The following is a 22,386-nucleotide window of genomic DNA, read 5'->3' as shown; positions in this document are numbered from 1 at the left end:
TTCGCGCGCCGCGCCCGCCGGGGAGGTCCCGCGGGCGCGGCGCAGTGCTATGCTTCGCGTCGTTTTCCATCGCCCCCTTTCAGCCGTGCTCTCGTTCCTGCTGAAGCTGCGCACTCGCGCCCAAACGCTGTTCCGCCTGTCGGACGCCCATACGATGCTGATCTGGTCGGCCATCGTCGGCGTCGGCGGCGCCTTTGCCACGATGGCGTTCCGCGAAGGCATCGACCTGATGCAGCGCCTGATCTCGGGGCACAGCGGCAGCTTCGTGCAGATGGCGAAGAGCCTGCCGTGGTACGTGCGGTTCTGGATGCCGGCCGCCGGCGGTTTCCTCGCCGGCTGCGTGCTGCTGCTTGCGACGCGCGGCGACAAGCAGGCCGCCAAGACCGACTACATGGAATCGGTCGCGCTCGGCAACGGCGTCGTGCCGGTGCGGCAGAGCCTGTGGCGCAGCGTGTCGTCGCTGCTGACGATCGGCAGCGGCGGCTCGATCGGCCGCGAAGGCCCGATGGTGCAGCTCGCGGCGCTCGCCGCGTCGCTCGTCGGCCGCTTCGCGCACTTCGACCCGCCGCGCCTGCGCCTGCTGGTCGCGTGCGGCGCGGCGGCCGGTATCACGTCCGCGTACAACGCGCCGATCGCCGGCGCCTTTTTCGTGTCGGAGATCGTGCTCGGCACGATCGCGATGGAAAGCTTCGGGCCGATGGTGGTCGCGTCGGTCGTCGCGAACATCGTGATGCGCGAATTCGCCGGCTACCGGCCGCCGTACGAGATGCCGGTGTTTCCGGCCGTGACCGGCCCCGAGGTGCTGCTGTTCGTCGTGCTCGGCGCGCTGTGCGGGGTGCTCGCGCCGCAGTTCCTGCACCTGCTCGACGCGTCGAAGACGCAGTTCAAGCGGCTGCCGGTGCCGTTGCCCGTGCGGCTCGCGCTCGGCGGCCTCGTCGTCGGGGTGATCTCGGTGTGGATTCCGGACGTGTGGGGCAACGGCTACAGCGTCGTGAACCACATCCTCCATGCGCCGTGGACCTGGCAAGCGCTCGTCGCGGTCCTCGTGTTCAAGGTGATCGCGACCGCCGCGACCGCCGGCTCCGGCGCGATCGGCGGCGTGTTCACGCCGACGCTGTTCGTCGGCGCCGTGTTCGGCTCGCTATTCGGGCTCGCGATGGACGCGCTGTGGCCCGGCCATACGTCCGCGTATTTCGCGTACGCGATCGTCGGGATGGGCGCGTTCATGGCGGGCGCCACGCAGGCGCCGCTGATGGCGATCCTGATGATCTTCGAGATGACGCTGAGCTATCAGGTCGTGCTGCCGCTGCTGGTGTCGTGCGTGTTCGCGTATTTCGTCGCGCGCGCGACCGGCACGACGTCGATGTACGAAATCACGCAGCACCACTACCAGGACGCGCAGGAGCGACAGCGGCTGCGCACCACGCAGATGCGCGAGCTGATCCAGCCCGCGCAGACGGTCGTGCCGCTCACCGCGAGCGTCGCCGACATGACCCGCGTGTTTCTCGAATATCCGGTGAAGTACCTGTACGTGACCGACGACGCCGGGCGCTTCCGCGGCGCGGTCGCGCTGAAGGACATCACGTCGGACCTGCTCGACAAGCGCGACACGACCGACAAGACGGCCGCACACTACGCGCACACGCCGTTTCCGCTGCTCACGCCGGACATGCCGCTCGCGACCGCGCTCGAACGCTTCATGGCGTTCCAGGGCGAACGCCTGCCGGTGATCGAAAGCGAAGCCGAGCCGACGCTCGCGGGCGTCGTCTACAAGACGTCGCTGCTCGACGCGTACCGGCGGATGACCGGCGAACGCTGACGCGCGCCGCCAAACCGCCCGCCCCGCCCGCGCCGGTCAGTCCGGCGCACGCCCCAGCACGACCCGTGCGAAGAACCCCGCGAGCACCGATTCGGCCACGTCGGCCGACACGTGCTGCGGATCGGCCGTGTAATACGACTGCACGCCGTCGCACAGGCACATCAACCCGAACGCGAGCGTGTCGGCCGGCAACAGCAGCGGCGTACCCGCGCGCTCGGCGAAGCGCTGGATGAATTCGGCCATCTGCACGCGCTTGCCGTGCAGGAACTGGTTGAAGCGCACGCGGAACTTCGCGTCGCGCGCCGCCTGCAGCTTCGCCTCGCCCCACAGCAGCGAGTACTCGTCGTCGCGAAACAGCGTCCGGTAATACGCGAGCGCCATCGATTCCATCTGCTCGCGCGTGCCGCCGCCTTCGAAAATCACCTCGAAGTCGGCCCGCACCGCCGCGTGATCGCGCTCCAGCAGCTCCAGCAACAAATCGGACTTGCTGCGGAAGTTCGAGTAGAACGCGCCACGCGTATAGCCGGCCGCCGCGGCAATGTCCTCGACGCTCGCGGCCACATAGCCTTTCTTCATAAAGATGCGATGCGCGGCTTTCAGCAGACGTTCGCGCGTCTGGTCCCTGCTCTGCTCACGAGTTAAGCGCTGTGGTTTCATGGCGCGCAGTCTAGCATCCTTTCCCTTTCGGATTCATTTTTGCATTCAGATACAGGTATGTATTAGAATCCGCCACAGTTTCTCAAAATGTTGTCCGTCTGTCCGCGTGCGCCGATGCCGGCGCCGTTCTGGGGCAAGCGCCCGCCGCGCTTGCCGGCCTCGTTCCGCTCCACCTCACCTGGGGGTTTCGTGAATCGCTCCGGTTCCCGCGCCGCGCTGCTGATCGGCGCCGCGCTCGTCCTTGCCGCCTGTCATCCAAAAGAATCCGCGCCGCCCGCCCCGCGCCCCGTCGTCGCGCTGCCCGCGCGGGCCGACACCGCCGCGGCCGCGCGCACGTTGCCCGGCGACATCCAGCCGCGCTATGCGACTCCGCTGTCGTTCCGCATCGCCGGCAAGATCATCGAGCGCCGGGTGCGGCTCGGCGATACGGTGAAAGTCGGCCAGGTCGTCGCGCTGCTCGATCCGTCCGACGTCGAGAAGAACGCCGCGAGTGCGCAGGCGCAACTCGATGCCGCGACGCACAGCCTCGCGTTCGCGAAGCAGCAGCTCGACCGCGATCGCGCGCAAGCCCGCGAAAACCTGATCGCGACCGCGCAGCTCGAACAGACGCAGAACAGCTACACGTCGGCGCTCGCGCAGCGCGACCAGGCGCAGCAGCAGCTCGCGCTCGCGAAGAACCAGCTCCGCTACGCGACGCTCGTCGCCGACCATGCGGGCACCATCACCGCCGAACAGGCCGATACCGGCCAGAACGTGTCGGCCGGCCAGCCGGTCTACCAGCTCGCGTGGTCGGGCGATGTCGATGTGGTCAGCGACGTGCCCGAAGCCGCGCTCGCGTCGCTCGCACCCGGCCACACGGCCAGCGTCACGCTGCCGTCGCTGCCGGGCCGCCAGTTCGCCGCGAAGGTGCGCGAAATCGCGCCGGCCGCCGATCCGCAAAGCCGCACCTACCGCGTGAAGCTCACGCTCGGCACGCCTGATCCGGCGATCCGGCTCGGGATGACCGCGGACGTCGCGTTCGACGGCGCACCGGTCGCCGGCGACGCGCAGCCGATCACGCTGCCCGCGACCGCGCTGTTCCACGACGGCGCGCAACCGGCCGTGTGGGTCGTACGCACGAAGGACGACACGCTCGAGTTGCGCCGCGTCGACGTCGCGCGCTTCAACGAGCGCACCGTTACCGTGTCGCATGGGCTGCAGCCGGGCGAGCGCGTCGTGCTGCAGGGCGTGCATACGGTCAGCGCGGGCGAGAAGGTGCGCGCGATCGCGCCGCTGCATCCGGAGGACTTCGCATCGTGAGCGTCTCCCACGAAGAAGGCCGCTTCAACCTGTCCGCATGGGCGCTGCGCCACCAGGCGCTGGTCGTCTACCTGATCGCGCTCGCGACGCTCGCGGGCATCCTCGCCTATACGCGGCTCGCGCAATCCGAAGACCCGCCGTTCACGTTCCGCGTGATGGTGATCCGGACCTTCTGGCCCGGCGCGAGCGCACGGCAGGTGCAGGAACAGGTGACCGACCGGATCGGCCGCAAGCTGCAGGAAACGCCGGCCATCGACTTCCTGCGCAGCTATTCGCGTCCCGGCGAATCGCTGATTTTCTTCACGATGAAGGACTCGGCGCCCGTGAAGGACGTGCCCGACACCTGGTATCAGATCCGCAAGAAGGTGGGCGACATCGGCTACACGCTGCCACCCGGCGTGCAGGGCCCGTTCTTCAACGACGAATTCGGCGACGTCTACACCAACATCTGGACGCTCGAGGGCGACGGCTTCACGCCCGCGCAACTGCACGACTACGCGGACCAGTTGCGCACCGTGCTGCTGCGCGTGCCGGGCGTCGGCAAGGTCGACTATTTCGGCGACCCCGACCAGCGGATCTTCATCGAGGTCAACAACGCGCAGCTCACGCGCCTCGGCATCTCGCCGCAGCAGCTCGGGCAGGCGATCAACGCGCAGAACGACATCTCGTCGACCGGCGTGCTGACGACCGCCGACGATCGCGTGTTCGTGCGGCCGAGCGGCCAGTTCGACAACGTCGCCGCGATCGCCGACACGCTGATCCGCATCAACGGCCGCACGTTCCGGCTCGGCGATCTCGCGACCGTGAAACGCGGCTACGACGATCCGCAGGTTACACAGATGCGAACCAACGGCCATGCCGTGCTCGGCATCGGCGTGACGATGCAGCCGGGCGGCGACGTGATCCGGCTCGGCAAGGCGCTCGACGCCGAATCGAAGGACTTGCAGGCGCAACTGCCGGCAGGCCTGAAGCTGACGCTGGTGTCGAGCATGCCGCACGCGGTCGCGCATTCGGTCGACGACTTCCTCGAAGCCGTCGCCGAAGCGGTCGCGATCGTGCTGGTCGTGAGCCTCGTGTCGCTCGGGCTGCGTACCGGGATGGTCGTCGTGATCTCGATTCCGGTCGTGCTCGCGGTCACCGCGCTGTTCATGTACCTGTTCGACATCGGGTTGCACAAGGTGTCGCTCGGCACGCTCGTGCTGGCGCTCGGGCTGCTCGTCGACGACGCGATCATCGCGGTCGAGATGATGGCCGTGAAGCTCGAACAGGGCTACAGCCGCGCGCGCGCCGCCGCGTTCGCGTACACCAGCACCGCGTTCCCGATGCTGACGGGCACGCTCGTCACGGTGTCGGGCTTCCTGCCGATCGCGCTCGCGAAATCGAGCACCGGCGAATACACGCGCTCGATCTTCGAGGTGTCGGCGATCGCGCTGATCGCATCGTGGTTCGCGGCCGTCGTGCTGATCCCGCTGCTGGGCTATCACATGCTGCCCGAGCGCAAGCGCCACGCGCACGAGGCGCACCTGCCCGACGATCACGAGCACGACATCTACGACACCCGCTTCTACCGGCGGCTGCGCGGCTGGATCGACTGGTGCATCGAGCGGCGCTTCGTCGTGCTGCTGATCACGGGCGCGCTGTTCGTCGCCGCGCTGATGGGCTTCTCGCTGGTGCCGCAGCAGTTCTTCCCGAGCTCCGACCGGCCCGAGCTGCTGGTCGACCTGCGGCTGCCCGAAGGTGCGTCGTTCGCGGCGACGCTGCGCGAGACGGAGCGCCTGGAAAAAGTGATCGACAAGCGTCCCGAGATCGACCATGCGGTGAACTTCGTCGGCAGCGGCGCGCCGCGCTTCTACCTGCCGCTCGACCAGCAGTTGCAACTGCCGAACTTCGCGCAGTTCGTGATCACCGCGAAATCAGTCGAGGATCGCGAGAAGCTCGCGACCTGGCTCGAAACCACGCTGCGCGACACGTTCCCGGCCGTGCGCTGGCGCCTGTCGCGGCTCGAGAACGGCCCGCCGGTCGGCTATCCGGTGCAGTTCCGCGTGAGCGGCGACAGCATCGCGACGGTCCGCTCGATCGCCGAGAAGGTCGCGGCGACGATGCGCGGCGATGCGCGCACGGTCAACGTGCAGTTCGACTGGGACGAACCGGCCGAACGCTCGGTGCGCTTCGCGCTCGACCAGAAGAAGGCGCGCGAGCTGAACGTCACGTCGCAGGACGTGTCGAGCTTCCTCGCGATGACGCTGTCCGGCACGACGGTCACGCAGTATCGCGAGCGCGACAAGCTGATCGCCGTCGACCTGCGCGCGCCGCGGGCCGACCGCGTCGATCCGGCGAAACTCGCGGGCCTCGCGCTGCCGACGCCGAACGGCCCCGTGCCGCTCGGCTCGCTCGGCCGCTTCACGCCGACGCTCGAATACGGCGTCGTGTGGGAGCGCGACCGCCAGCCGACCATCACCGTGCAGTCGGACGTGCGCGCCGGCGCGCAGGGCATCGACGTCACGCATGCGGTCGACGCGAAGCTGAATGCGCTGCGCGCGCAGTTGCCGGTCGGCTATCAGATCAACATCGGCGGCTCGGTCGAGGAAAGCGCGAAGGCGCAGAAGTCGATCAACGCGCAGATGCCGCTGATGGCGATCGCCGTGTTCACGCTGCTGATGATCCAGCTGCAGAGCTTCTCGCGCGTGCTGATGGTCGTGCTGACCGCGCCGCTCGGGCTGATCGGCGTGGTCGCGACGCTGCTGCTGTTCGGCCAGCCGTTCGGCTTCGTCGCGATGCTCGGCGTGATCGCGATGTTCGGGATCATCATGCGCAACTCGGTGATCCTGGTCGACCAGATCGAGCAGGACATCGCGGTCGGCCACGGTCGCGTCGACGCGATCATCGGCGCGACCGTGCGGCGCTTCCGGCCGATCACGCTCACGGCCGCGGCCGCGGTGCTCGCGCTGATCCCGCTGCTGCGCTCGAACTTCTTCGGGCCGATGGCGACCGCGCTGATGGGCGGCATCACGAGCGCGACCGTGCTGACACTGTTCTACCTGCCTGCGCTGTACGCGACGTGGTTCCGCGTGAAGCGCGACGAACGCGACCCGCAGGACGGCCCGCCGCCAGGCGGCACGCCTGCCGCGCCGTCGGGAGCCTGACCATGGATCGATCGATGACCCTGAAAACGAAAGCCGCACGCGCGCTCGCGGTGGCGAGCATCGCCGCCCCGCTCGCGGGCTGCGCATGGTTCGCGCCGAGCGGCGAGCCGCCCGCGATGCCGGCGCCCGCGCACTACGGCGCCGCGCCGCAAGTCCAGCAGACCGTGTCCGCGCACGGCGTCGCGCAGCAGTTCGAGGTCGGCGCGCAGCCGGTGCCGGACTGGTGGAAACAGTACCGTTCCGACGCGCTGAACGCGCTCGTCGAAGAAGGGCTGCGCAACAGCCCGACGCTGAGCGCGGCGTCGCATTCGCTGGATGCCGCGCGCGAACAGTTGCGCGGACAGATCGGCAGCTCGATGCTGCCGTCGATCGACGCGGGCGGCCAGGCCACGCGCCAGCGCGCGCTCGGCGTGCCGATTCCCGCGCTCGGCGCGCCGACGCTGCTGTACGACACGTTCGTCGGGCAATTGCAGGCGAGCTATACGGTCGACCTGTTCGGCGTGTCGCGCTTCGCGAACCGCGCGCTCGCGAAACGCGTCGACGTCAGCGCGTTCCAGCTCGAATCCGCGCGGCGCGCGCTGGCCGCGAACATCGTCACCGCGTCGATCACCGTGTCGGTGCTCAATGCGCAGATCGACACGACCGAGCGGCTCGTCGCGCTCGCGAACGACCAGGCGCACGACGCCGAGCGACGCCACGCGCTCGGTTCGGCCTCGCGCGGCGACGCGCTGAACGCCCGGCAAAGCGCCGACACGTTCGCGGCGAGCCTGCCCGCGCTGCGCCAGCAGCGCGACTCGGCCCGCCATGCGCTCGCGGTGCTGGTCGGCCGCACGCCCGACCGGCCGCCGGCCGATCTCGCGCTCACCGATCTGCACCTGCCCGAGCAGGTGCCCGTCGTCGTGCCGTCGGACCTGCTGCGAAGCCGCCCGGACATCCAGGCCGCCGACGCGGGGCTGAAGGCCGCCGCCGCCGAAGTGGGCCTCGCGACCGCACAGATGTTTCCGCAACTGTCGCTGTCGGCGGCGATGGGCAAAGGCGGCTTCAGCTGGCCGGCGATGCTGTCGGGCGCCGGCGCGATCTGGAACGTTGGCGCGTCGCTGAGCCAGCCGATCTTTCACGGCGGCGCGCTGCTCGCCCAGCGCCGCGCGGCGAAGGCGACCTACGAGGCCGCGGTCGACCAGTACAAGCAGGCGGTGCTCGGCGCGTTCCAGAACGTCGCCGATTCGCTCGCGGCGCTCGAGCACGACGCGGAGGCGCTCGAGGCGTCGTCGCGCGCCGCGCTGTCCGCGCGGGGCGCGTACGACGACGCGGCGGCTCGCGTGCGGCTCGGCGCGCTGCCGCCGTCGGCCGCGCGCGCGAGCGAGTTGCAGTACCGCAATGCGCGGCTCGACGAGATTCGGGCGACCGGCGCCCGGTTCGCGGATACCGCGCGGCTGTACCAGGCGATGGGCACGCCGCCGGCCGACACCGGCGACAAGTCCGCTGAAACCGGCCACGCGGCCGGCGACGGCACGGCCGGCACGCAGGCACGCGCCGCCACGCCCGCGGCCGCCCCTTCGGCGCAATAGCCGGCCCCTTCGATCGGACGCGCGTACGGATTCCCGACACGCGCGTCCGATCGCCGATCTTCCGCTTGACCCTCACGTAGCGTAACGTTCGAGACTCCAGTGTGCGCACCGAACGGAGGAACGAATGCGGCTGAAAGTGGGAGAACTGGCGAAACGCAGCGGGCTGACCGTCCGCACGCTTCATCACTATCACGCAATCGGCCTGCTGACGCCTTCGGCGCGCGCCGACAACGGCTACCGGCTGTACGACCGCGACGACATCGCCCGGCTCCACCAGATCCAGGCCCTGCGTCGCTTCGGACTGTCGCTCGCCGAAATCGGCGACTACCTGAACCGGCCCGGCACCCCGCTCGTCGATGTCGTCGCGAAACAGATCGCGTCGCTCGACCGCCAGCTCGCGCAAACCGCGCAGCTGCGCGAACGGCTCGTGAGCCTGCATGCGCAGCTCACGGCGGGCACCGAGCCGGAACTGGCCGATTGGCTCACCACACTGGAGTTGATGACCGTGTACGACAAATATTTTTCCGAGGAAGAACTCGCGCGCCTGCCGATGTACCAGAAGAGCCAGGCGGGCGACGCGGAATGGATCGCGCTCGTTGCCGACGTGCGTGCGCTGCACGATGCGGGCGTGCCCGCCGAGGACGAGCGCGTCCGTGCGCTCGCCGCGCGCTGGATGGCGCTGCTGGTGCGCGACACGAACAACGATCCGCGCTTGCTCGCGAAGCTGAACCTGATGCACGAGCACGAACCGTCGATGCAGTCGAAGATCGGCATTTCGACCGCGTTGCGCGACTATGTGCTGCGCGCTTCGTCGGAAACGAAGATGCGGCTCTTCGAGAAATACCTCACGCCGGACGAGATCCGCTTCATGCGCGCGCACTACGCCGAACGCGCGATGGAATGGCCGCAACTGATGGCCGACGTGCGCGACGCGATCGATGCGGGCACGCGGCCCGATTCGCCGCACGGCCGCGCGCTCGCGCAGCGCTGGCTCGAGCTGTTCTGCAGCTACGCGGGCCACGATCCGGCCACGCATGCGAAATTCCGCCACGCGCTGATGAACGAGCCGGCGCTGACGAAGGATTCGTGGACCGACGACACGCTGCTCGGTTTCGTGCGCGAAGCGATGGCGCAGCTGGCGCCGGCGCGCTGATCGCATAATTCGCGCGGGCGGCACATGGATTCCCGTGTGCCGCCCGTTTCACCATTGGCAGTCGGTATCGCGAACCGCGTCCAGCGCGAGCATCGGCAACGCGAGCAGGCCTGCACCCGCGTACGCATGCCGGCAATCGGCACGACGCGCGCCCGATATCCCGTCGGCCAGCTGTGCATCGACGGTGCGACGACGCGGCGCCGCGCCGCCCGACGATGCGCCCAACGCGCCGACCGCCGCCTGCGCCGGACTGCGCGCCGCGCGTTGCCGTGCACCGATCGCGTCCAGATCGCGACGCCAGTCGAGATCGGCGCTTGCAGCGGTGGCCGGAGGGCCATCGCGTGCGGCCGTGCTTGGGCCGGCGCGGGTTTCGCTTGGCCTGCGCGACGTACCCGGCGCATCCGGAGACGAACGCGCCGCCCTACGCGCATCCGCCACCGCCGCGGAACGTTTCGCCGATTGTCCGGTGCCGCGCCTGCCCGGGCTCGGGCCGGCCCGCCCGGCCTCGCGTGCGATCACCGCGGGCGCCGGTCGCGCGGGAATCCACTCGACACGCAGCGCGATCCGCGGCTTCTCGCCGGTGTTCGGGCCGGCCGGCCGCGGCGCCCATTGCAGCACGAACCATCCGGCCACGTGGATCGATACGGACACCGCGACGGCCAGCGCAACCACGCGCGACCGACGGCGCCCGCCCGCATCGACACGCCGCGTGCGCGCTGCGTCAGTCGGGCTCGCCGCCGCCGTCATCGCTGAATGCGAGCAGGTCGCCCGGCTGGCAGTCGAGATAACGGCAGATCGCCTCGAGCGTCGCGAAGCGGATGCCCTTGACCTTCCCCTGCTTGAGCAGCGACAGATTCTGTTCGGTGATGCCGACGGCTGCCGCCAGATCCTTCGAGCGGACCTTGCGCGTCGCGAGCATCACGTCGAGCTTGACTACGATCGTCATCGCGCGCCTCAGACGAATTGCCGATGCTCGGCGTCGAGCTCGCTCGCCTGCCGGAGAATGTGCGCGATGACCGCAATGCACGCGGCGGTGAACAACGCGACCACGTACGGCAGGGTGAAACCGACGCTGACCACCCGATGGCCGACCGGTTCGCGCAGCGTCGCCCACACGCTCAGCAGCGGCTCGCACAGCAGGCTCAGCACCACCCACAGGCCGATCGCCCGCCCCGTCTTGCCGAGGTGGCCAGCCGCCTGTGCGGAGAAATAGTCGCGCCGCGCATAGGTGCGGAACAGCGCGCGCAGATGCCGCAGGCCGTTTGCGAGTGCGACGAGCGGCACGCTCGACAGCACGATGGCAACCGCCTTCTGCCACCACGGGAACGCGGCGACATCCACATGCAGGTTGGAGAGCACCGAATCCGTGAGGCCGAAGACGAAGCCGGGCCCCGAGGCCGCGCTCAGCGACGGAAACAGCCAGCACGCGGCGTTGAGCACCAGCATGCAGAAGATGAATCCCAGCGTGACGGTGGCCATCCGCTGGCTGATACGGGCGATGCGATCGGAATGCATGACGTCTCCTCGACGACGAATGAACGAGCGTCGATTGTACGTCGATAATTATCGTAAAACGATAATTAATTGTTGTCCCGTTGTAATTTTTTATCGCGAAGCGTGCTTGACTCGTACCGCCCCGCCCGTATCGCGCGCAACGGACCGAGCGTGGGCCCGGTCGTGGTCGCGCACCGTCCAGTCGGGGTGGGGCAAGGCCGCGTGCCGCTGCCCGCCGCGCGCGACCTGCCCGTTCAGCGCCCGCGCGTGCCGAGGCCGAGCGCCTTCATCCGCCGGTACAGCGTCCGTTCGCTCAATCCGAGCCGCTCGGCCAGCGCCTTGCGCGTGCCGGCGAACGTGCGCGCAATACGGACCAGCTCCGCGTCCGACACGCCGCGCGCGTCCGCCGCCTGCGCCTGCGGCGCCGCCGCTGCCGCGACGAGCTCGGCCGGCAGATGCTCGACGCGGATCGTCCCGTCATCGGCGAACAGGCACGCGCGTTCCAGCACGTTGCGCAGCTCGCGGATGTTGCCGGGCCATGCATATGCGTCGAGGCACGCCCGGGCGCGCTCGGTCAGCACGAACGGCCGCGCATGTGCGTCGCCCGCGTTGCCGCGCGCGTTCGCGATCCGCCGCAGGATCGATTCGGCCAGCAGCGCGACGTCGCCCCGCCGTTCGCGCAGTGCCGGCAGCGGAATCGGAAACGCGTTGATCCGGTAATAGAGGTCCTGCCGGAACCGGCCGTCGTCGATCATCTCGCGCAGCGGCTTGTGCGTGGCCGCGACGAGCCGGAAATCGGCGCGCAGCGCCTCGACCCCGCCGACGCGCCGGAACGTGCCCGATTCGATCAGCCGCAGCAGCTTCACCTGCATCGGCAACGGCACGTCGCCGATCTCGTCGAGAAACAGCGTGCCGCCCTGCGCGGTTTCGACGAGGCCCGGCTTGCGCTGGTTCGCGCCCGTGAACGCGCCCTTCTCGTAGCCGAACAGCTCGCTCTCGAACAGCGTCTCGGCGATCCCGGAGCAATCGACGACGACGAACGGCCCCATCGCGCGATCGCTCGCCTCGTGCAGCGCGCGGGCGAACAACTCCTTGCCGGTGCCCGATTCGCCGAGCAGCAGCACCGGCAGCGTCGACGGCGCGACGCGCTGCAGCGCGCCGAGCGCCGCGTTGAACGCGTCGGCGCCGCCGACGAGCCCTTCCGCGCTCGGCTGCGCGGACGCGCTGCGCACCGTCGTCAGCCGCTCCACGTACGCGATCACGTTGCCGTCCGCGTCGAAGATCGGCCGCAGCTCGACGTCGACGTGCTCGGGGCCGCGCGGCGTGTGATGGATGTGCAGCACGCGGTTCAGCCCGCGCGACTCGAGCGCCTGCTTCATCGGGCAATGCTCGCCGGCCTGGTCGCACGGCACGTCGTAGTGATGCGACACCTGGAAGCAATGCCGGCCCACGTGCTCGACGCCGGCTACACCGAACTGGCGCCGGTACGCATCGTTCGCCGCGAGGATGCGGTAGTCGGGATCGACCACGATCATCGGCTGCGGGTCCTGCTCGAGATACGCGACGAGCGCGCGGACGTCCGGCATCGCGTCGCGGCGCGGTGCGGGAACGATCGGAATGGTGTCGTGCGGAGGCATGCGGAAGCTCGCTTGGCGAAGGGATGCCCGGACGGACTGCCAGGCTGACTGCCAATTCTGCCACGACACTGCCAGTTGTGGCAGTCCTGGGCCGCCACCGGATGCCGCCGTTTCGTCCACCGGGCCGCCACCGCGCCGAAAAACCGAGCCGAATCAAGTCCCTGCCACATCGGCCGGCGCCGCGCGGCCGGCTGGCACGCTTCTTGAGGTAAAGATCGCGATTGCAGATGCAGAACCCGATCGAGGACACCCCGTGAGCAACGCCCCCGCCCTGTCGGTCGAAGGCTTTTTCGACCCGGCCACCCACACCGTCAGCTATCTCCTGCTCGATACGGCGAGCCGCGCGTGCGCGCTGATCGACAGCGTGCTCGACTACGATCCGAAATCCGGCCGCACGCGCACCGCCAGCGCCGACCGGCTGATCGCGCGCGTCGCCGAACTCGGCGCGACCGTGCACTGGCTGCTGGAGACGCACGTGCACGCCGACCACCTGTCGGCCGCGCCGTACCTGAAAGCACGGGTCGGCGGCCAGATCGCGATCGGTTCGCACGTGCGCCGCGTGCAGCACGTGTTCGGCACGCTGTTCAACGCAGAACCGGGCTTCGTGGAAGACGGTCGCCAGTTCGACCGGCTCGTCGACGACGGCGACACGCTCGCGCTCGGCGCCCTGACGATCCGCGCGCTGCACACGCCGGGCCACACGCCCGCGTGCATGACCTACTGCGTCGACGACGCGACGCAACGCGCGGCGTTCGTCGGCGACACGCTGTTCATGCCCGACTACGGCACCGCGCGCTGCGACTTCCCCGGCGGCGACGCGCGCACGCTGTACCGCTCGATCGCACGCGTGCTCGCGCTGCCGCCCGACACGCGCCTGTATCTGTGCCACGACTACCAGCCGGGCGGGCGCGACGTGCAGTTCGTGACGACCGTCGCCGAGCAGCGCCGCGCGAACGTGCACGTGAAGGACGGCGTGAGCGAGGACGATTTCGTCGCGATGCGCACCGCGCGCGACGCGACGCTCGACATGCCCGTGCTGATGCTGCCGTCGGTGCAGGTCAACATGCGCGCCGGCCACCTGCCCGAGCCCGAGAACAACGGCGTGCGCTATCTGAAGATTCCGCTCGACGCGATCTGAGCGCCCGCACCCCACCGAGAACTCCGACATGACCAACATCCGCAAGCTGACCGACGCGCTGTCGGTCTCGCCGCAGATCGCGGCGGCCGACCTGCCCGCGCTTCACGCGGCGGGCATCCGCGCGATCATCTGCAACCGGCCCGACGGCGAAGGCGCCGACCAGCCGACCGTCACCGAGATCCGCGCGGCCGCTGCGCCGCTCGGCATCGACGTGCATTACCTGCCGGTCGATACCGGCAAGGTGACCGACGACCAGGCCGCGCAATTCGGCGCGCTGGTCGCGTCGCTCGACGGGCCCGTGCTCGCGTACTGCCGCAGCGGCACGCGCTCGGCCACGCTGTGGGCGCTGTCGCAGGCGGGGCTGCGTCCGCTGGACGACCTCGTCGCCACCGCCGGCGCGGCCGGCTACGACCTGAGCGCGCTTGCATCGCGTATCGCGCAGGACAGCCGCCAGAGCACGCCCGCCGTGGACGCACGGCACGACATCGTGATCGTCGGCGCGGGTGCCGCCGGCATCGCGGTCGCGTCGAGCCTGCTCGCGCGCGACGCGTCGCTCGACATCGCGGTGATCGATCCCGCCGACGTCCACTATTACCAGCCCGGCTGGACGATGGTCGGCGCGGGCGTGTTCCAGCCCGGGACCACCGCGCGGCCGATGACCGACGTGCTGCCGCGCAGCGTGCAGCGCATCCGCGCCGCGGTCGCGGGCTTCGAGCCCGACGCTCACGCGGTCGTGCTCGACGGCTGCCGGCGCATCGGCTATCGCAAGCTCGTCGTGTGCCCGGGGCTCAAGCTCGACTGGCACGCGATCGACGGCCTCGCCGACACGCTCGGCCGCAACGGCGTCACGTCGAACTACCGCTACGATCTCGCGCCGTACACGTGGGAACTCGTGCGCGCGTTCCGCGGCGGCAATGCGCTGTTCACGCAGCCGCCGATGCCGATCAAGTGCGCGGGCGCGCCGCAAAAGGCGATGTACCTGTCGTGCGATCACTGGCGGCGCACGGGGCGCCTCGACGCCGCGAACGTCGAATTCCTGAATGCGGGTGGCGCGCTGTTCGGCGTCGCCGACTACGTACCCGCGCTGATGGAGTACGTGAAAAGCTACGACATCGCGCTGTCGTTCGGCCACAACCTCGTCGCGATCGACGGGCCCGCGCGCCGCGCGACGTTCTCGCGCGCGCTGCCGGACGGCGGCAAGGAAACCGTCGAGCGGTCGTTCGACATGATCCACGTGGTGCCGCCGCAGAAGGCGCCCGACTTCGTGCGCGCGAGCCCGCTCGCCGACGCGGCCGGCTGGATCGACGTCGATCCGGCGACGCTGCGGCACAAGCAGTTTGCCGACATCTATGCGCTCGGCGACGTCACCAACACGACCAATGCGAAAACCGCCGCGGCCGCCCGCAAGCAGGCGCCCGTCGTCGCGCACAATCTGCTCGCGTCGCTCGGCCGCGCGCACGGCGACGCCGCCTACGACGGCTACGGCTCGTGCCCGCTCACCGTCGAGCGCGGCAAGATCGTGCTCGCCGAATTCCTGTACGGCGGCAAGGTCGCGCCGACCTTCCCCGCCTGGCTGATCGACGGCAAGCGCCCGTCGCGGCTCGCGTGGCTGCTCAAGGAGCGCGTGCTGCCGCCGCTCTACTGGAAGGCGATGCTCAAGGGCCGCGAATGGCTCGCGAAGCCCGCGATCGCAGGTTGACCGGAGCGCGATGACGTCATGCTGATTTCCCTCGTACTCGGCGGCTTCGTGGGCGCCGTGCTCGGCCTGACCGGCGCCGGCGGCGGCATTCTCGCGGTGCCCGCGCTCGTCGTCGGGATGAGCTGGCCGATGCAGCAGGCCACGCCCGTCGCGCTCGTCGCGGTGGCCGGCAGCGCCGCGCTCGGCGCGCTCGAAGGCTTTCGCCGCGGGCTCGTGCGCTACCGCGCGGCGTTGCTGATGGCCGTGGCCGGCGTGCCGCTGACCACCCTCGGCGTGCGGCTCGCGCACGTGCTGCCGCAGCGCCTGCTGCTCACGCTGTTCGCGCTGACGATGCTGGTCGTCGCCGGCCGCCTGCTGCGACAGGCGCTGCGGCGGGTCGCGGCGGATGCCGACGCGTCACCGCTGTGCGTCGGCCGCATCAACCCCGACACCGGCCGGCTCGTGTGGTCGTGGCCCGTGGGCATCGCGCTGGCATCGACCGGCGCGGTCACCGGCCTGATGACGGGATTGCTCGGCGTCGGCGGCGGCTTCGTGATCGTGCCGATGCTGCGCAAGTTCACGAACGTGTCGATGCACGGGGTGGTCGCGACGTCGCTGATGGTGATCGCGCTGGTCGGCACCGGCGGCGTGCTCGCGACGCTCGTGTCCGGCACGCGCGCGCCGCTCGACGTGACGCTGTGGTTCACCGTCGCGACCGCGCTCGGCATGGCCGCCGGCCGCGGCGCGTCGCGCCACCTCGCCGCGCGGCACGTGCAGGCCGGCTTCGCGGCCGTGCTCGTGTGCGTCGCGCTCGGGCTGCTGGCCAAGGCCGCGTTCGGTAGCTGAACTCGCGATGCTCGCGGGTTATCGCGCTCCGGACAACGAAACGATGGTCAGTCTCCCTCAAAACAAACGCGGCATGATCATCACTTGCGCCATTTGCACAGTTTGTCGGCAATCCGCGATCGCTCGACATAGCACAGCGCCGAAACCGCGCACATCGCTCCGATTGCCGAATACAGCCAGGCAATTCCTTCGCTTCTTGCGACGTTCGGCCATGCTGCATTTGTCAGAACCGCAAGAACGATCGATCCCACCACGCCACCCACGACGACCAGCATCGGTAAGACAACCTTCTGCGGCAGTCGTGTGCCCGCCCAATAGATCGGATACGAGAGCAGCATTGCCACGGGAAATGCAACCGCGAAAGCAACAACGGAAAACGCGATCGAAACGCTACCGAAATCCTTGACGGACAAAAAACCGATGAGCAAGCCTGCCACGATCGCGGCAGTCAGACTTGCACCAAACAATTCTGAAAATTTCATTCCCCCCCCCCGCGGTACCCACCAGCAATATAGGGACTCTTCCCCCCGCCACTCGTCTCGCCAAAACGAAACGCCCGGGCCGACTCGTCGTCGGCACCGGGCGTTTTTCATGACGGCCGCAATCGGCGCGTCAGGCCGCGAACCCCGCCATCCGCTTGCGCTCCTGACGCAGCATCACGAAGTTCGCGATCACGACGCCGGCCGTCACCGCGATGATGAACAGCGTCGCGAGCGCGTTCATCTCCGGGTTCAGCCCGAGGCGCACGCGCGAGAACACGACGAGCGGCAACGTCGTCGAGCCGGGGCCCGACAGGAACGCCGACAGCACGAGGTCGTCGATCGACAGCGTGAACGACAGCAGCCAGCCGGCGATCAGCGCCTGCGAGATCAGCGGCAGCGTGATCGTGAAGAACACCTTCAGCGGCGTCGCGCCGAGATCGAGCGCGGCCTCTTCCAGCGACGGGTTCAGCTCGCGCACGCGCGACTGCACGATGATCGCGACGTACGAGATGCACAGCATCACGTGGCCGAGCCAGATCGTGAACACGCCGCGCTCGGCCGGCCAGCCGATCCACTTCGCGAGCTCGATGAACAGCAGCAGCAGCGAGATCCCCTGGATCACCTCGGGGATCACGAGCGGCGCGTTGATCATCCCGCTGAACAGCGCGAAGCCGCGAAAGCGCCCCATCCGCGCGAGCACGAAGCCGGCCCATGTGCCGATGAACACCGATGCGAACGCGGTCAGCACGCCGATCTTCAGCGACAGCCACGCGGCCGTCAGCAGCTCGTCGTCCTCGGCGAGCGCCGCGTACCAGCGGAACGAGAAGCCCGACCACACGGTGACGAGCTTCGACTCGTTGAACGAATAGACGATCAGGCTGATGATCGGGACGTACAGGAACGCAAAGCCGACGAACAGCGCCGCGAATTGCAGGTAGCGATTCGGCTTCATCGACGCCCCCCCTGTTCCTTCGCCTGGAAGTGCTGGAACATCGCCATCGGCACGAGCAGCAGCAACACCATCGCACAGGTCACGGCCGACGCCATCGGCCAGTCCGCGTTGTTGAAGAACTCGTTCCACATCACGCGGCCGATCATCAGCGTATTCGCGCCGCCAAGCAACTCCGGAATCACGTACTCGCCGACCGCCGGGATGAACACCAGCAGGCAGCCCGCGATGATCCCGTTCTTCGACAGCGGCAGCGTGATCTGCACGAACGCCTTCCACGGTTTCGCGCCGAGGTCGTACGCGGCTTCGAGCAGGCGCAGGTCCATCTTCACGAGGTGCGCGTAGAGCGGCATCACGAGGAACGGCAGGTACGAATACACCATCCCGATGTATACGGCGTAGTTGGTGCGGTACAGCTCGATCGGCGTATGCGTGAGCCCGATCCACATCAGGAAGTTGTTCAGCAGGCCGTTGTTCTTCAGGATGCCGATCCACGCATACACGCGGATCAGGAACGACGTCCAGAACGGCAGCATCACGCCCATCATCAGCAGGTTGCGGGTGGCCGGGTTCGAGCGCGCGATGTAGTACGCCATCGGATAGCCGAGCAGCAGGCACAGCAGCGTCGTGATCGCGGCGACCCACACCGAGTTCACGTAGGTCGCGAAATACAGGCTGTCCGTGAACAGGAACGCGTAGTGCGACAGGTTCAGCGCGATGTGCACGACGCCGTCCGCGTACGATGCAAGCTCCGTATACGGCGGGATGCCGAGCTGCAGCTCCGCGAAGCTGATCTTCACGACCAGCACGAACGGCACGAGGAAGAACAGCACGAGCCACGTGAACGGCCCGGCGACGACCGCCGTCGCGCCCGTCAGGTTGAAGCGCCGCACCGGCCACTCGAGCAGGGACTTGAACGCGTTCATGACGTCAGCACCACGCCGGCGGTCGCGCTCCAGCGCACGTAGATCTCGTCGCCGAGCGCCGGCGTGTCGAGTTCCGAAATCGCGAGGCTCGACACGTTCGCGATCACCGTCTTGCCGCCATCGAGCTTCACGTGATACAGCGAATAGCCGCCCATGTACGCGACGTTGCTGATCCGGCCGCGCGCCCAGTTGAACGCGCCTTCGGGCGGCTTGCGCGTGAGCGCGATCCGCTCGGGGCGCACCGACACCGTGACCGGCATCCCGAGCGGGCCGGAGATGCCATGGCTCACGTACAGCCGGCTCGGCAGTTCCGGCGATTCGATGTACACGTGATCGGGTTCGTCCTCGACCGTCACGCCGTCGAACAGGTTCGTCGAGCCGATGAATTCGGCCGAGAAGCGGCTGTTCGGGTATTCGTACACTTCGTTCGGCGAGCCGATCTGCACGATCTGGCCTTCGCTCATCACCGCGAGGCGGTTCGCCATCGTCATCGCCTCTTCCTGATCGTGCGTGACCATGATGCAGGTGACGCCGACCTTGTTCAGAATGTTGACGAGCTCGATCTGCGTGCGCTGGCGGATCTGCTTGTCGAGCGCGGACATCGGCTCGTCGAGCAGCAGCAGCTTCGGGCGCTTGACCAGCGAACGCGCGAGCGCGACGCGCTGCTGCTGGCCGCCGGAGAGTTGATGCGGCTTGCGCTTCGCATACTTGCCCATCTGCACGAGTTCGAGCGCGGACGCGACGCGCGCCTTCAGCTCGGCCTTCGGCGTGCCTTCCTGCTTCAGCCCGAACGCGACGTTCGACTCGACCGACATGTGCGGGAACAGCGCATACGACTGGAACATCATGTTCACGGGCCGCTTGTACGGCGGCATCTGCGCGAGGTCCTCGCCGTCGATCAGGATCTTGCCCGACGTGACCGTCTCGAGGCCCGCGAGCATCCGCAGCAACGTCGACTTGCCGCAGCCCGAGCTGCCGAGCAGCGCGAACAGCTCGCCCTGGCGCACGGTCAGGTTGACGCTGCGCACGGCTTCGGTGTCGCCGAATTTCTTGACGACGTCGACGATCTGGACAAAGTTCTCGGCGCGCGCATCGGCGCCGGAGGAGGAAACGGAGAACGGCGCGCCCGCGACCGGCGCGCCCGACTGGCTATTCATGATGTGCTGCTTCTCTCCTGCGTTAGACGAACAAAGCCCCCGGGGGCACCAGGGGCTTCATGACTGCTGATTCACTTCGGCTCGCGTCAGCGGCCCGACTTCAGCTCGGTCCACAGACGCGTCTGCAGACGCTGGATTTCAGGCGGCAGCGGCTTGAGCAGGAACAGCGTCTTCACGACGTCGGCCGGCGGGTAGACGGCCGGGTCGTTCGCGACGTCGGGCCGCACGTACTTGCGTGCCTCGGCATTGGCGCTCGGGTAGTACACCGCGTTGGTGATCGCCGCGTGCACCTTCGGATCCTCGATGTAGTTGATCCACTGCAGCGCGGCTTCCTTGTTCTTCGCATCCTTCGGGATCGCCATCACGTCGAACCACACCGGCGCGCCGCCCTTCGGAATGTAGTACTCGACCTTGTACGGCTTCTTCGCCTCGATCGCGCGATGCTTCGCGATCACGACGTCGCCCGACCAGCCGAACGCGAAGCAGATGTCGCCGCCGACCAGGTCGTTGATGTAGCCCGACGAGTTGAATTGCGTGATGTACGGACGGATCTTCTTCAGCACGTCCATCGCGGCCTTGTAGTCGGCCGGGTTCGTGCTCATCGGATCCTTGCCGATGTAGTGCAGCGTCGCCGCGAACATCTGGTCGGGCGCGTCGAGCACCGACACGCCGCAGGTCTTCAGCTTCGCGAGGTTTTCCGGCTTGAACAGGATGTCCCAGTTGTCGAGCGGCACCTTGCCGAGCGCCTGCTGCGCCTTCGTCAGGTTGTATGCGAGGCCGGTCGTACCGTACGCCCAGGGCACCGAGTACTTGTTGCCCGGGTCCGCGCCGGCGACGAGCGCCATCAGTTGCGGATCGAGGTACTTGAGGTTCGGCAGCTTCGACTTGTCGAGCGGCGCGAAGATGCCGGCGGCGATCTGCTTGCCCGCGTAGTTGCTGGTCGGCACGACGATGTCGTAGCCCGAGCTGCCCGTCAGCAGCTTCGCCTGCAGCGTGTCGTCGCTGTCGTAGTTGTCGTAGCGGACCTTGACGCCCGTCTGCTTCTCGAAGTTCGGGATCGTGTCCTTCGCAATGTAGTCCGACCAGTTATAGACATTGAGCTGCGTATCCTTCGCCGCTGCCGCCGATGCACCCACGCACAGCGCGAGCGCTGCGAACCGGCCCACTACCTTTGCTTTCATCCCGTTCTCCCTCCGGCCGGACACACTGCCCGGCTGCCGTCTGCCTCGTCATGGCGGCGCATTCGGGCGCGCCGCCCCTCGAAAACCCCGAAAACTACCATCATTCGCGCCCCGTCACAAAAAAATCATGCCGGTGTCGCGCAAACGGAACAGATTACCGCCGCCGGCCCGTCGGGCCGCCCGCGCGGCGGGGCGTTCCGGGGGAATTCTATCGGGTAATCGACGGCTGTCCACCCGGAAAAACGGACAGCGGCGAACCCGCGTTCGCATGCCCGGCGTGCCCGCCCGGCGCCCGCAGGCAACGCCCGGCCGTACTGTCCCGCTGCCGCGCCGGGACAGCATGCCGGCGCGAGCGACCGGCCGGGCCGCCGCGATGCATTAAAATGGCGGCTGACGATTCAACTGCGCGAACCCTCCCGATGGCCTCCAATCTTCACGACCTCCCCGACAGCCCCTGCATCGGCGTGTGCTCGACGCTCTTCGACGAAGTCTGCAAGGGCTGCGGCCGCACGGCCGCCGAAGTGTCGAACTGGGTGTTCCTGAGCGACGACGAAAAGCGCGCGGTGTGGGAACGCATCACGCGCGAAGGCACCGCGATGCGCTTCCAGTACGACAAGCTCTAAAGCGTCCCGCGTCGGCGCAGGCCGACGCGATGCGAACGATCGGGCAGCGCCGTCCGCTCACACGCCGCTCGCTCGCCCCCCGGCCGACTTCATCCGGCCAGCCTCCCTGCCCGCCTTCGCTGTTACACCGCCGCGCACCGACGCGACACCTTCCCTCTCTCCCCGCTCTTCCCGCTCTTCCCGCTCTTCCCGCTCTTCCCGCTCTTCCCGCTCTTCCCGCTCTTCCCGCTCTTCCCGCTCTTCCCGCTCTTCCCGCTGCCGACGTACGCGACGGCCGCAATGACGTCACGCGTCCGCCGTCCCGAGCCGCCAATGCCGACCGCTCGGTGCGAACCGTTGGGCACTTCGTTCGTCAACATCGTCGGCGCACGCCGATTCCATATCGCTTCATCGTCGCCGAAGTTTAAAAATATCTGATCTGACATTCTTAACAATTAAAACACCGGCTTTCCGCATGAAAATCGAATTCCCCTCCCGACCAAAACTGGAAATCTCATAAAAAATATCCTCGAAAATTTATACAAGTCCGATTTCTTTTCGGAAATCGAGTTGATAAATTTCCTCCGCTCATCGGAAATAACCGCGAGCAAGTTTCATTTCATTAATCCAGACAAACCCGGATCGCCGAATCCATTT

The 22,386-nt window shown here is 68.1% G+C and carries 20 protein-coding genes; 9 read left to right on the top strand and 11 right to left on the bottom strand.

Annotated elements, in window-relative coordinates:
• Positions 1-85: 85 nt before the first annotated feature.
• Positions 86-1,819 carry a ClcB-like voltage-gated chloride channel protein gene (locus tag H0X91_RS24300; RefSeq protein ID WP_006491181.1) on the top strand — a complete coding sequence of 578 codons (1,734 nt, stop codon included), beginning with the start codon at positions 86-88 and terminating at the stop codon, positions 1,817-1,819.
• 36 nt (positions 1,820-1,855) lie between these two features.
• Here H0X91_RS24300 and H0X91_RS24295 read toward each other — a convergent pair whose 3' ends face one another.
• Entirely contained in the window at positions 1,856-2,476 is a 621-nt protein-coding gene (locus H0X91_RS24295; protein WP_006491184.1) for a TetR/AcrR family transcriptional regulator, read from the bottom strand.
• Between the two features lie 189 nt (positions 2,477-2,665).
• On the opposite strand from H0X91_RS24295, the gene H0X91_RS24290 reads away from it, so the two are divergent.
• From H0X91_RS24290 to H0X91_RS24275, 4 genes are all read left to right on the top strand, one after another.
• Positions 2,666-3,775, top strand: coding sequence for an efflux RND transporter periplasmic adaptor subunit (locus H0X91_RS24290; protein WP_006497210.1), 1,110 nt, complete (start codon positions 2,666-2,668; stop codon positions 3,773-3,775).
• Positions 3,772-6,918, top strand: coding sequence for an efflux RND transporter permease subunit (locus tag H0X91_RS24285; RefSeq protein ID WP_006489712.1), 3,147 nt, complete (start codon positions 3,772-3,774; stop codon positions 6,916-6,918). Before H0X91_RS24290 ends, H0X91_RS24285 begins: the two co-directional genes overlap by 4 nt.
• Before the next feature lie 2 nt (positions 6,919-6,920).
• Positions 6,921-8,486 carry an efflux transporter outer membrane subunit gene (locus tag H0X91_RS24280; RefSeq protein ID WP_196433414.1) on the top strand — a complete coding sequence of 522 codons (1,566 nt, stop codon included), beginning with the start codon at positions 6,921-6,923 and terminating at the stop codon, positions 8,484-8,486.
• Between the two features lie 124 nt (positions 8,487-8,610).
• The gene (locus H0X91_RS24275; protein WP_006497208.1) at positions 8,611-9,639 is read left to right on the top strand and encodes a MerR family transcriptional regulator; all 1,029 of its coding nucleotides are present in this window, start codon (positions 8,611-8,613) and stop codon (positions 9,637-9,639) included.
• A gap of 48 nt (positions 9,640-9,687) precedes the next feature.
• Here the strand turns inward: H0X91_RS24275 and H0X91_RS24270 are convergent, their stop codons facing one another.
• The 4 genes from H0X91_RS24270 to H0X91_RS24255 form a co-directional block, all read right to left on the bottom strand.
• Positions 9,688-10,290 carry a hypothetical protein gene (locus H0X91_RS24270; protein WP_330165489.1) on the bottom strand — a complete coding sequence of 201 codons (603 nt, stop codon included), beginning with the start codon at positions 10,288-10,290 and terminating at the stop codon, positions 9,688-9,690.
• 70 nt (positions 10,291-10,360) lie between these two features.
• Entirely contained in the window at positions 10,361-10,585 is a 225-nt protein-coding gene (locus H0X91_RS24265; RefSeq protein WP_006488139.1) for a helix-turn-helix domain-containing protein, read from the bottom strand.
• Positions 10,586-10,593: 8 nt separating this feature from the next.
• The gene (locus H0X91_RS24260; RefSeq protein ID WP_112751518.1) at positions 10,594-11,154 is read right to left on the bottom strand and encodes a DUF2975 domain-containing protein; all 561 of its coding nucleotides are present in this window, start codon (positions 11,152-11,154) and stop codon (positions 10,594-10,596) included.
• Positions 11,155-11,387: 233 nt separating this feature from the next.
• Positions 11,388-12,770: a sigma-54 interaction domain-containing protein gene (locus H0X91_RS24255; RefSeq protein ID WP_058901494.1), complete on the bottom strand. Its 1,383-nt coding sequence runs from the start codon at positions 12,768-12,770 to the stop codon at positions 11,388-11,390.
• Between the two features lie 253 nt (positions 12,771-13,023).
• On the opposite strand from H0X91_RS24255, the gene H0X91_RS24250 reads away from it, so the two are divergent.
• From H0X91_RS24250 to H0X91_RS24240, 3 genes are read left to right on the top strand one after another with little or no spacing between them, the layout of a single operon-like run.
• Complete coding sequence (locus H0X91_RS24250) at positions 13,024-13,908, top strand: MBL fold metallo-hydrolase (protein WP_077176567.1); 885 nt, start codon at positions 13,024-13,026, stop codon at positions 13,906-13,908.
• A 28-nt stretch (positions 13,909-13,936) separates the two neighbouring features.
• Positions 13,937-15,607 carry a bifunctional protein tyrosine phosphatase family protein/NAD(P)/FAD-dependent oxidoreductase gene (locus H0X91_RS24245; protein WP_058901495.1) on the top strand — a complete coding sequence of 557 codons (1,671 nt, stop codon included), beginning with the start codon at positions 13,937-13,939 and terminating at the stop codon, positions 15,605-15,607.
• 18 nt (positions 15,608-15,625) lie between these two features.
• Positions 15,626-16,432 carry a sulfite exporter TauE/SafE family protein gene (locus H0X91_RS24240; protein WP_060264937.1) on the top strand — a complete coding sequence of 269 codons (807 nt, stop codon included), beginning with the start codon at positions 15,626-15,628 and terminating at the stop codon, positions 16,430-16,432.
• Between the two features lie 80 nt (positions 16,433-16,512).
• Here the strand turns inward: H0X91_RS24240 and H0X91_RS24235 are convergent, their stop codons facing one another.
• The 5 genes from H0X91_RS24235 to H0X91_RS24215 form a co-directional block, all read right to left on the bottom strand.
• Positions 16,513-16,914: a hypothetical protein gene (locus tag H0X91_RS24235; RefSeq protein ID WP_196433412.1), complete on the bottom strand. Its 402-nt coding sequence runs from the start codon at positions 16,912-16,914 to the stop codon at positions 16,513-16,515.
• 130 nt (positions 16,915-17,044) lie between these two features.
• Positions 17,045-17,866: an ABC transporter permease subunit gene (locus tag H0X91_RS24230; RefSeq protein WP_006497202.1), complete on the bottom strand. Its 822-nt coding sequence runs from the start codon at positions 17,864-17,866 to the stop codon at positions 17,045-17,047.
• A complete protein-coding gene (locus tag H0X91_RS24225; protein WP_006488137.1) occupies positions 17,863-18,789 on the bottom strand; it encodes an ABC transporter permease subunit in 927 nt (308 codons plus the stop codon). The genes H0X91_RS24230 and H0X91_RS24225 overlap by 4 nt, the downstream gene beginning before the upstream one ends.
• Positions 18,786-19,946 carry an ABC transporter ATP-binding protein gene (locus H0X91_RS24220; protein WP_006488129.1) on the bottom strand — a complete coding sequence of 387 codons (1,161 nt, stop codon included), beginning with the start codon at positions 19,944-19,946 and terminating at the stop codon, positions 18,786-18,788. The genes H0X91_RS24225 and H0X91_RS24220 overlap by 4 nt, the downstream gene beginning before the upstream one ends.
• An 86-nt stretch (positions 19,947-20,032) precedes the next feature.
• Positions 20,033-21,127 (bottom strand): polyamine ABC transporter substrate-binding protein, encoded by a 1,095-nt coding sequence (locus H0X91_RS24215; RefSeq protein WP_006497200.1) that lies wholly within the window; start codon positions 21,125-21,127, stop codon positions 20,033-20,035.
• A gap of 419 nt (positions 21,128-21,546) precedes the next feature.
• Between H0X91_RS24215 and H0X91_RS24210 the strand changes: the two genes are divergently transcribed.
• Positions 21,547-21,750 (top strand): DUF1289 domain-containing protein, encoded by a 204-nt coding sequence (locus H0X91_RS24210; protein ID WP_006493160.1) that lies wholly within the window; start codon positions 21,547-21,549, stop codon positions 21,748-21,750.
• Between the two features lie 122 nt (positions 21,751-21,872).
• Here the strand turns inward: H0X91_RS24210 and H0X91_RS24205 are convergent, their stop codons facing one another.
• On the bottom strand, positions 21,873-22,109 hold the full coding sequence (locus H0X91_RS24205; protein WP_196433411.1) for a hypothetical protein: 237 nt from the start codon (positions 22,107-22,109) through the stop codon (positions 21,873-21,875).
• Between the last annotated feature and the right edge of the window lie 277 nt (positions 22,110-22,386).

The organism is Burkholderia sp. 9777_1386 (genome assembly GCF_015712265.1).
Classification (GTDB): Bacteria; Pseudomonadota; Gammaproteobacteria; order Burkholderiales; family Burkholderiaceae; genus Burkholderia; species Burkholderia cenocepacia.
This window is presented reverse-complemented; position numbering and strand designations above follow the sequence as displayed.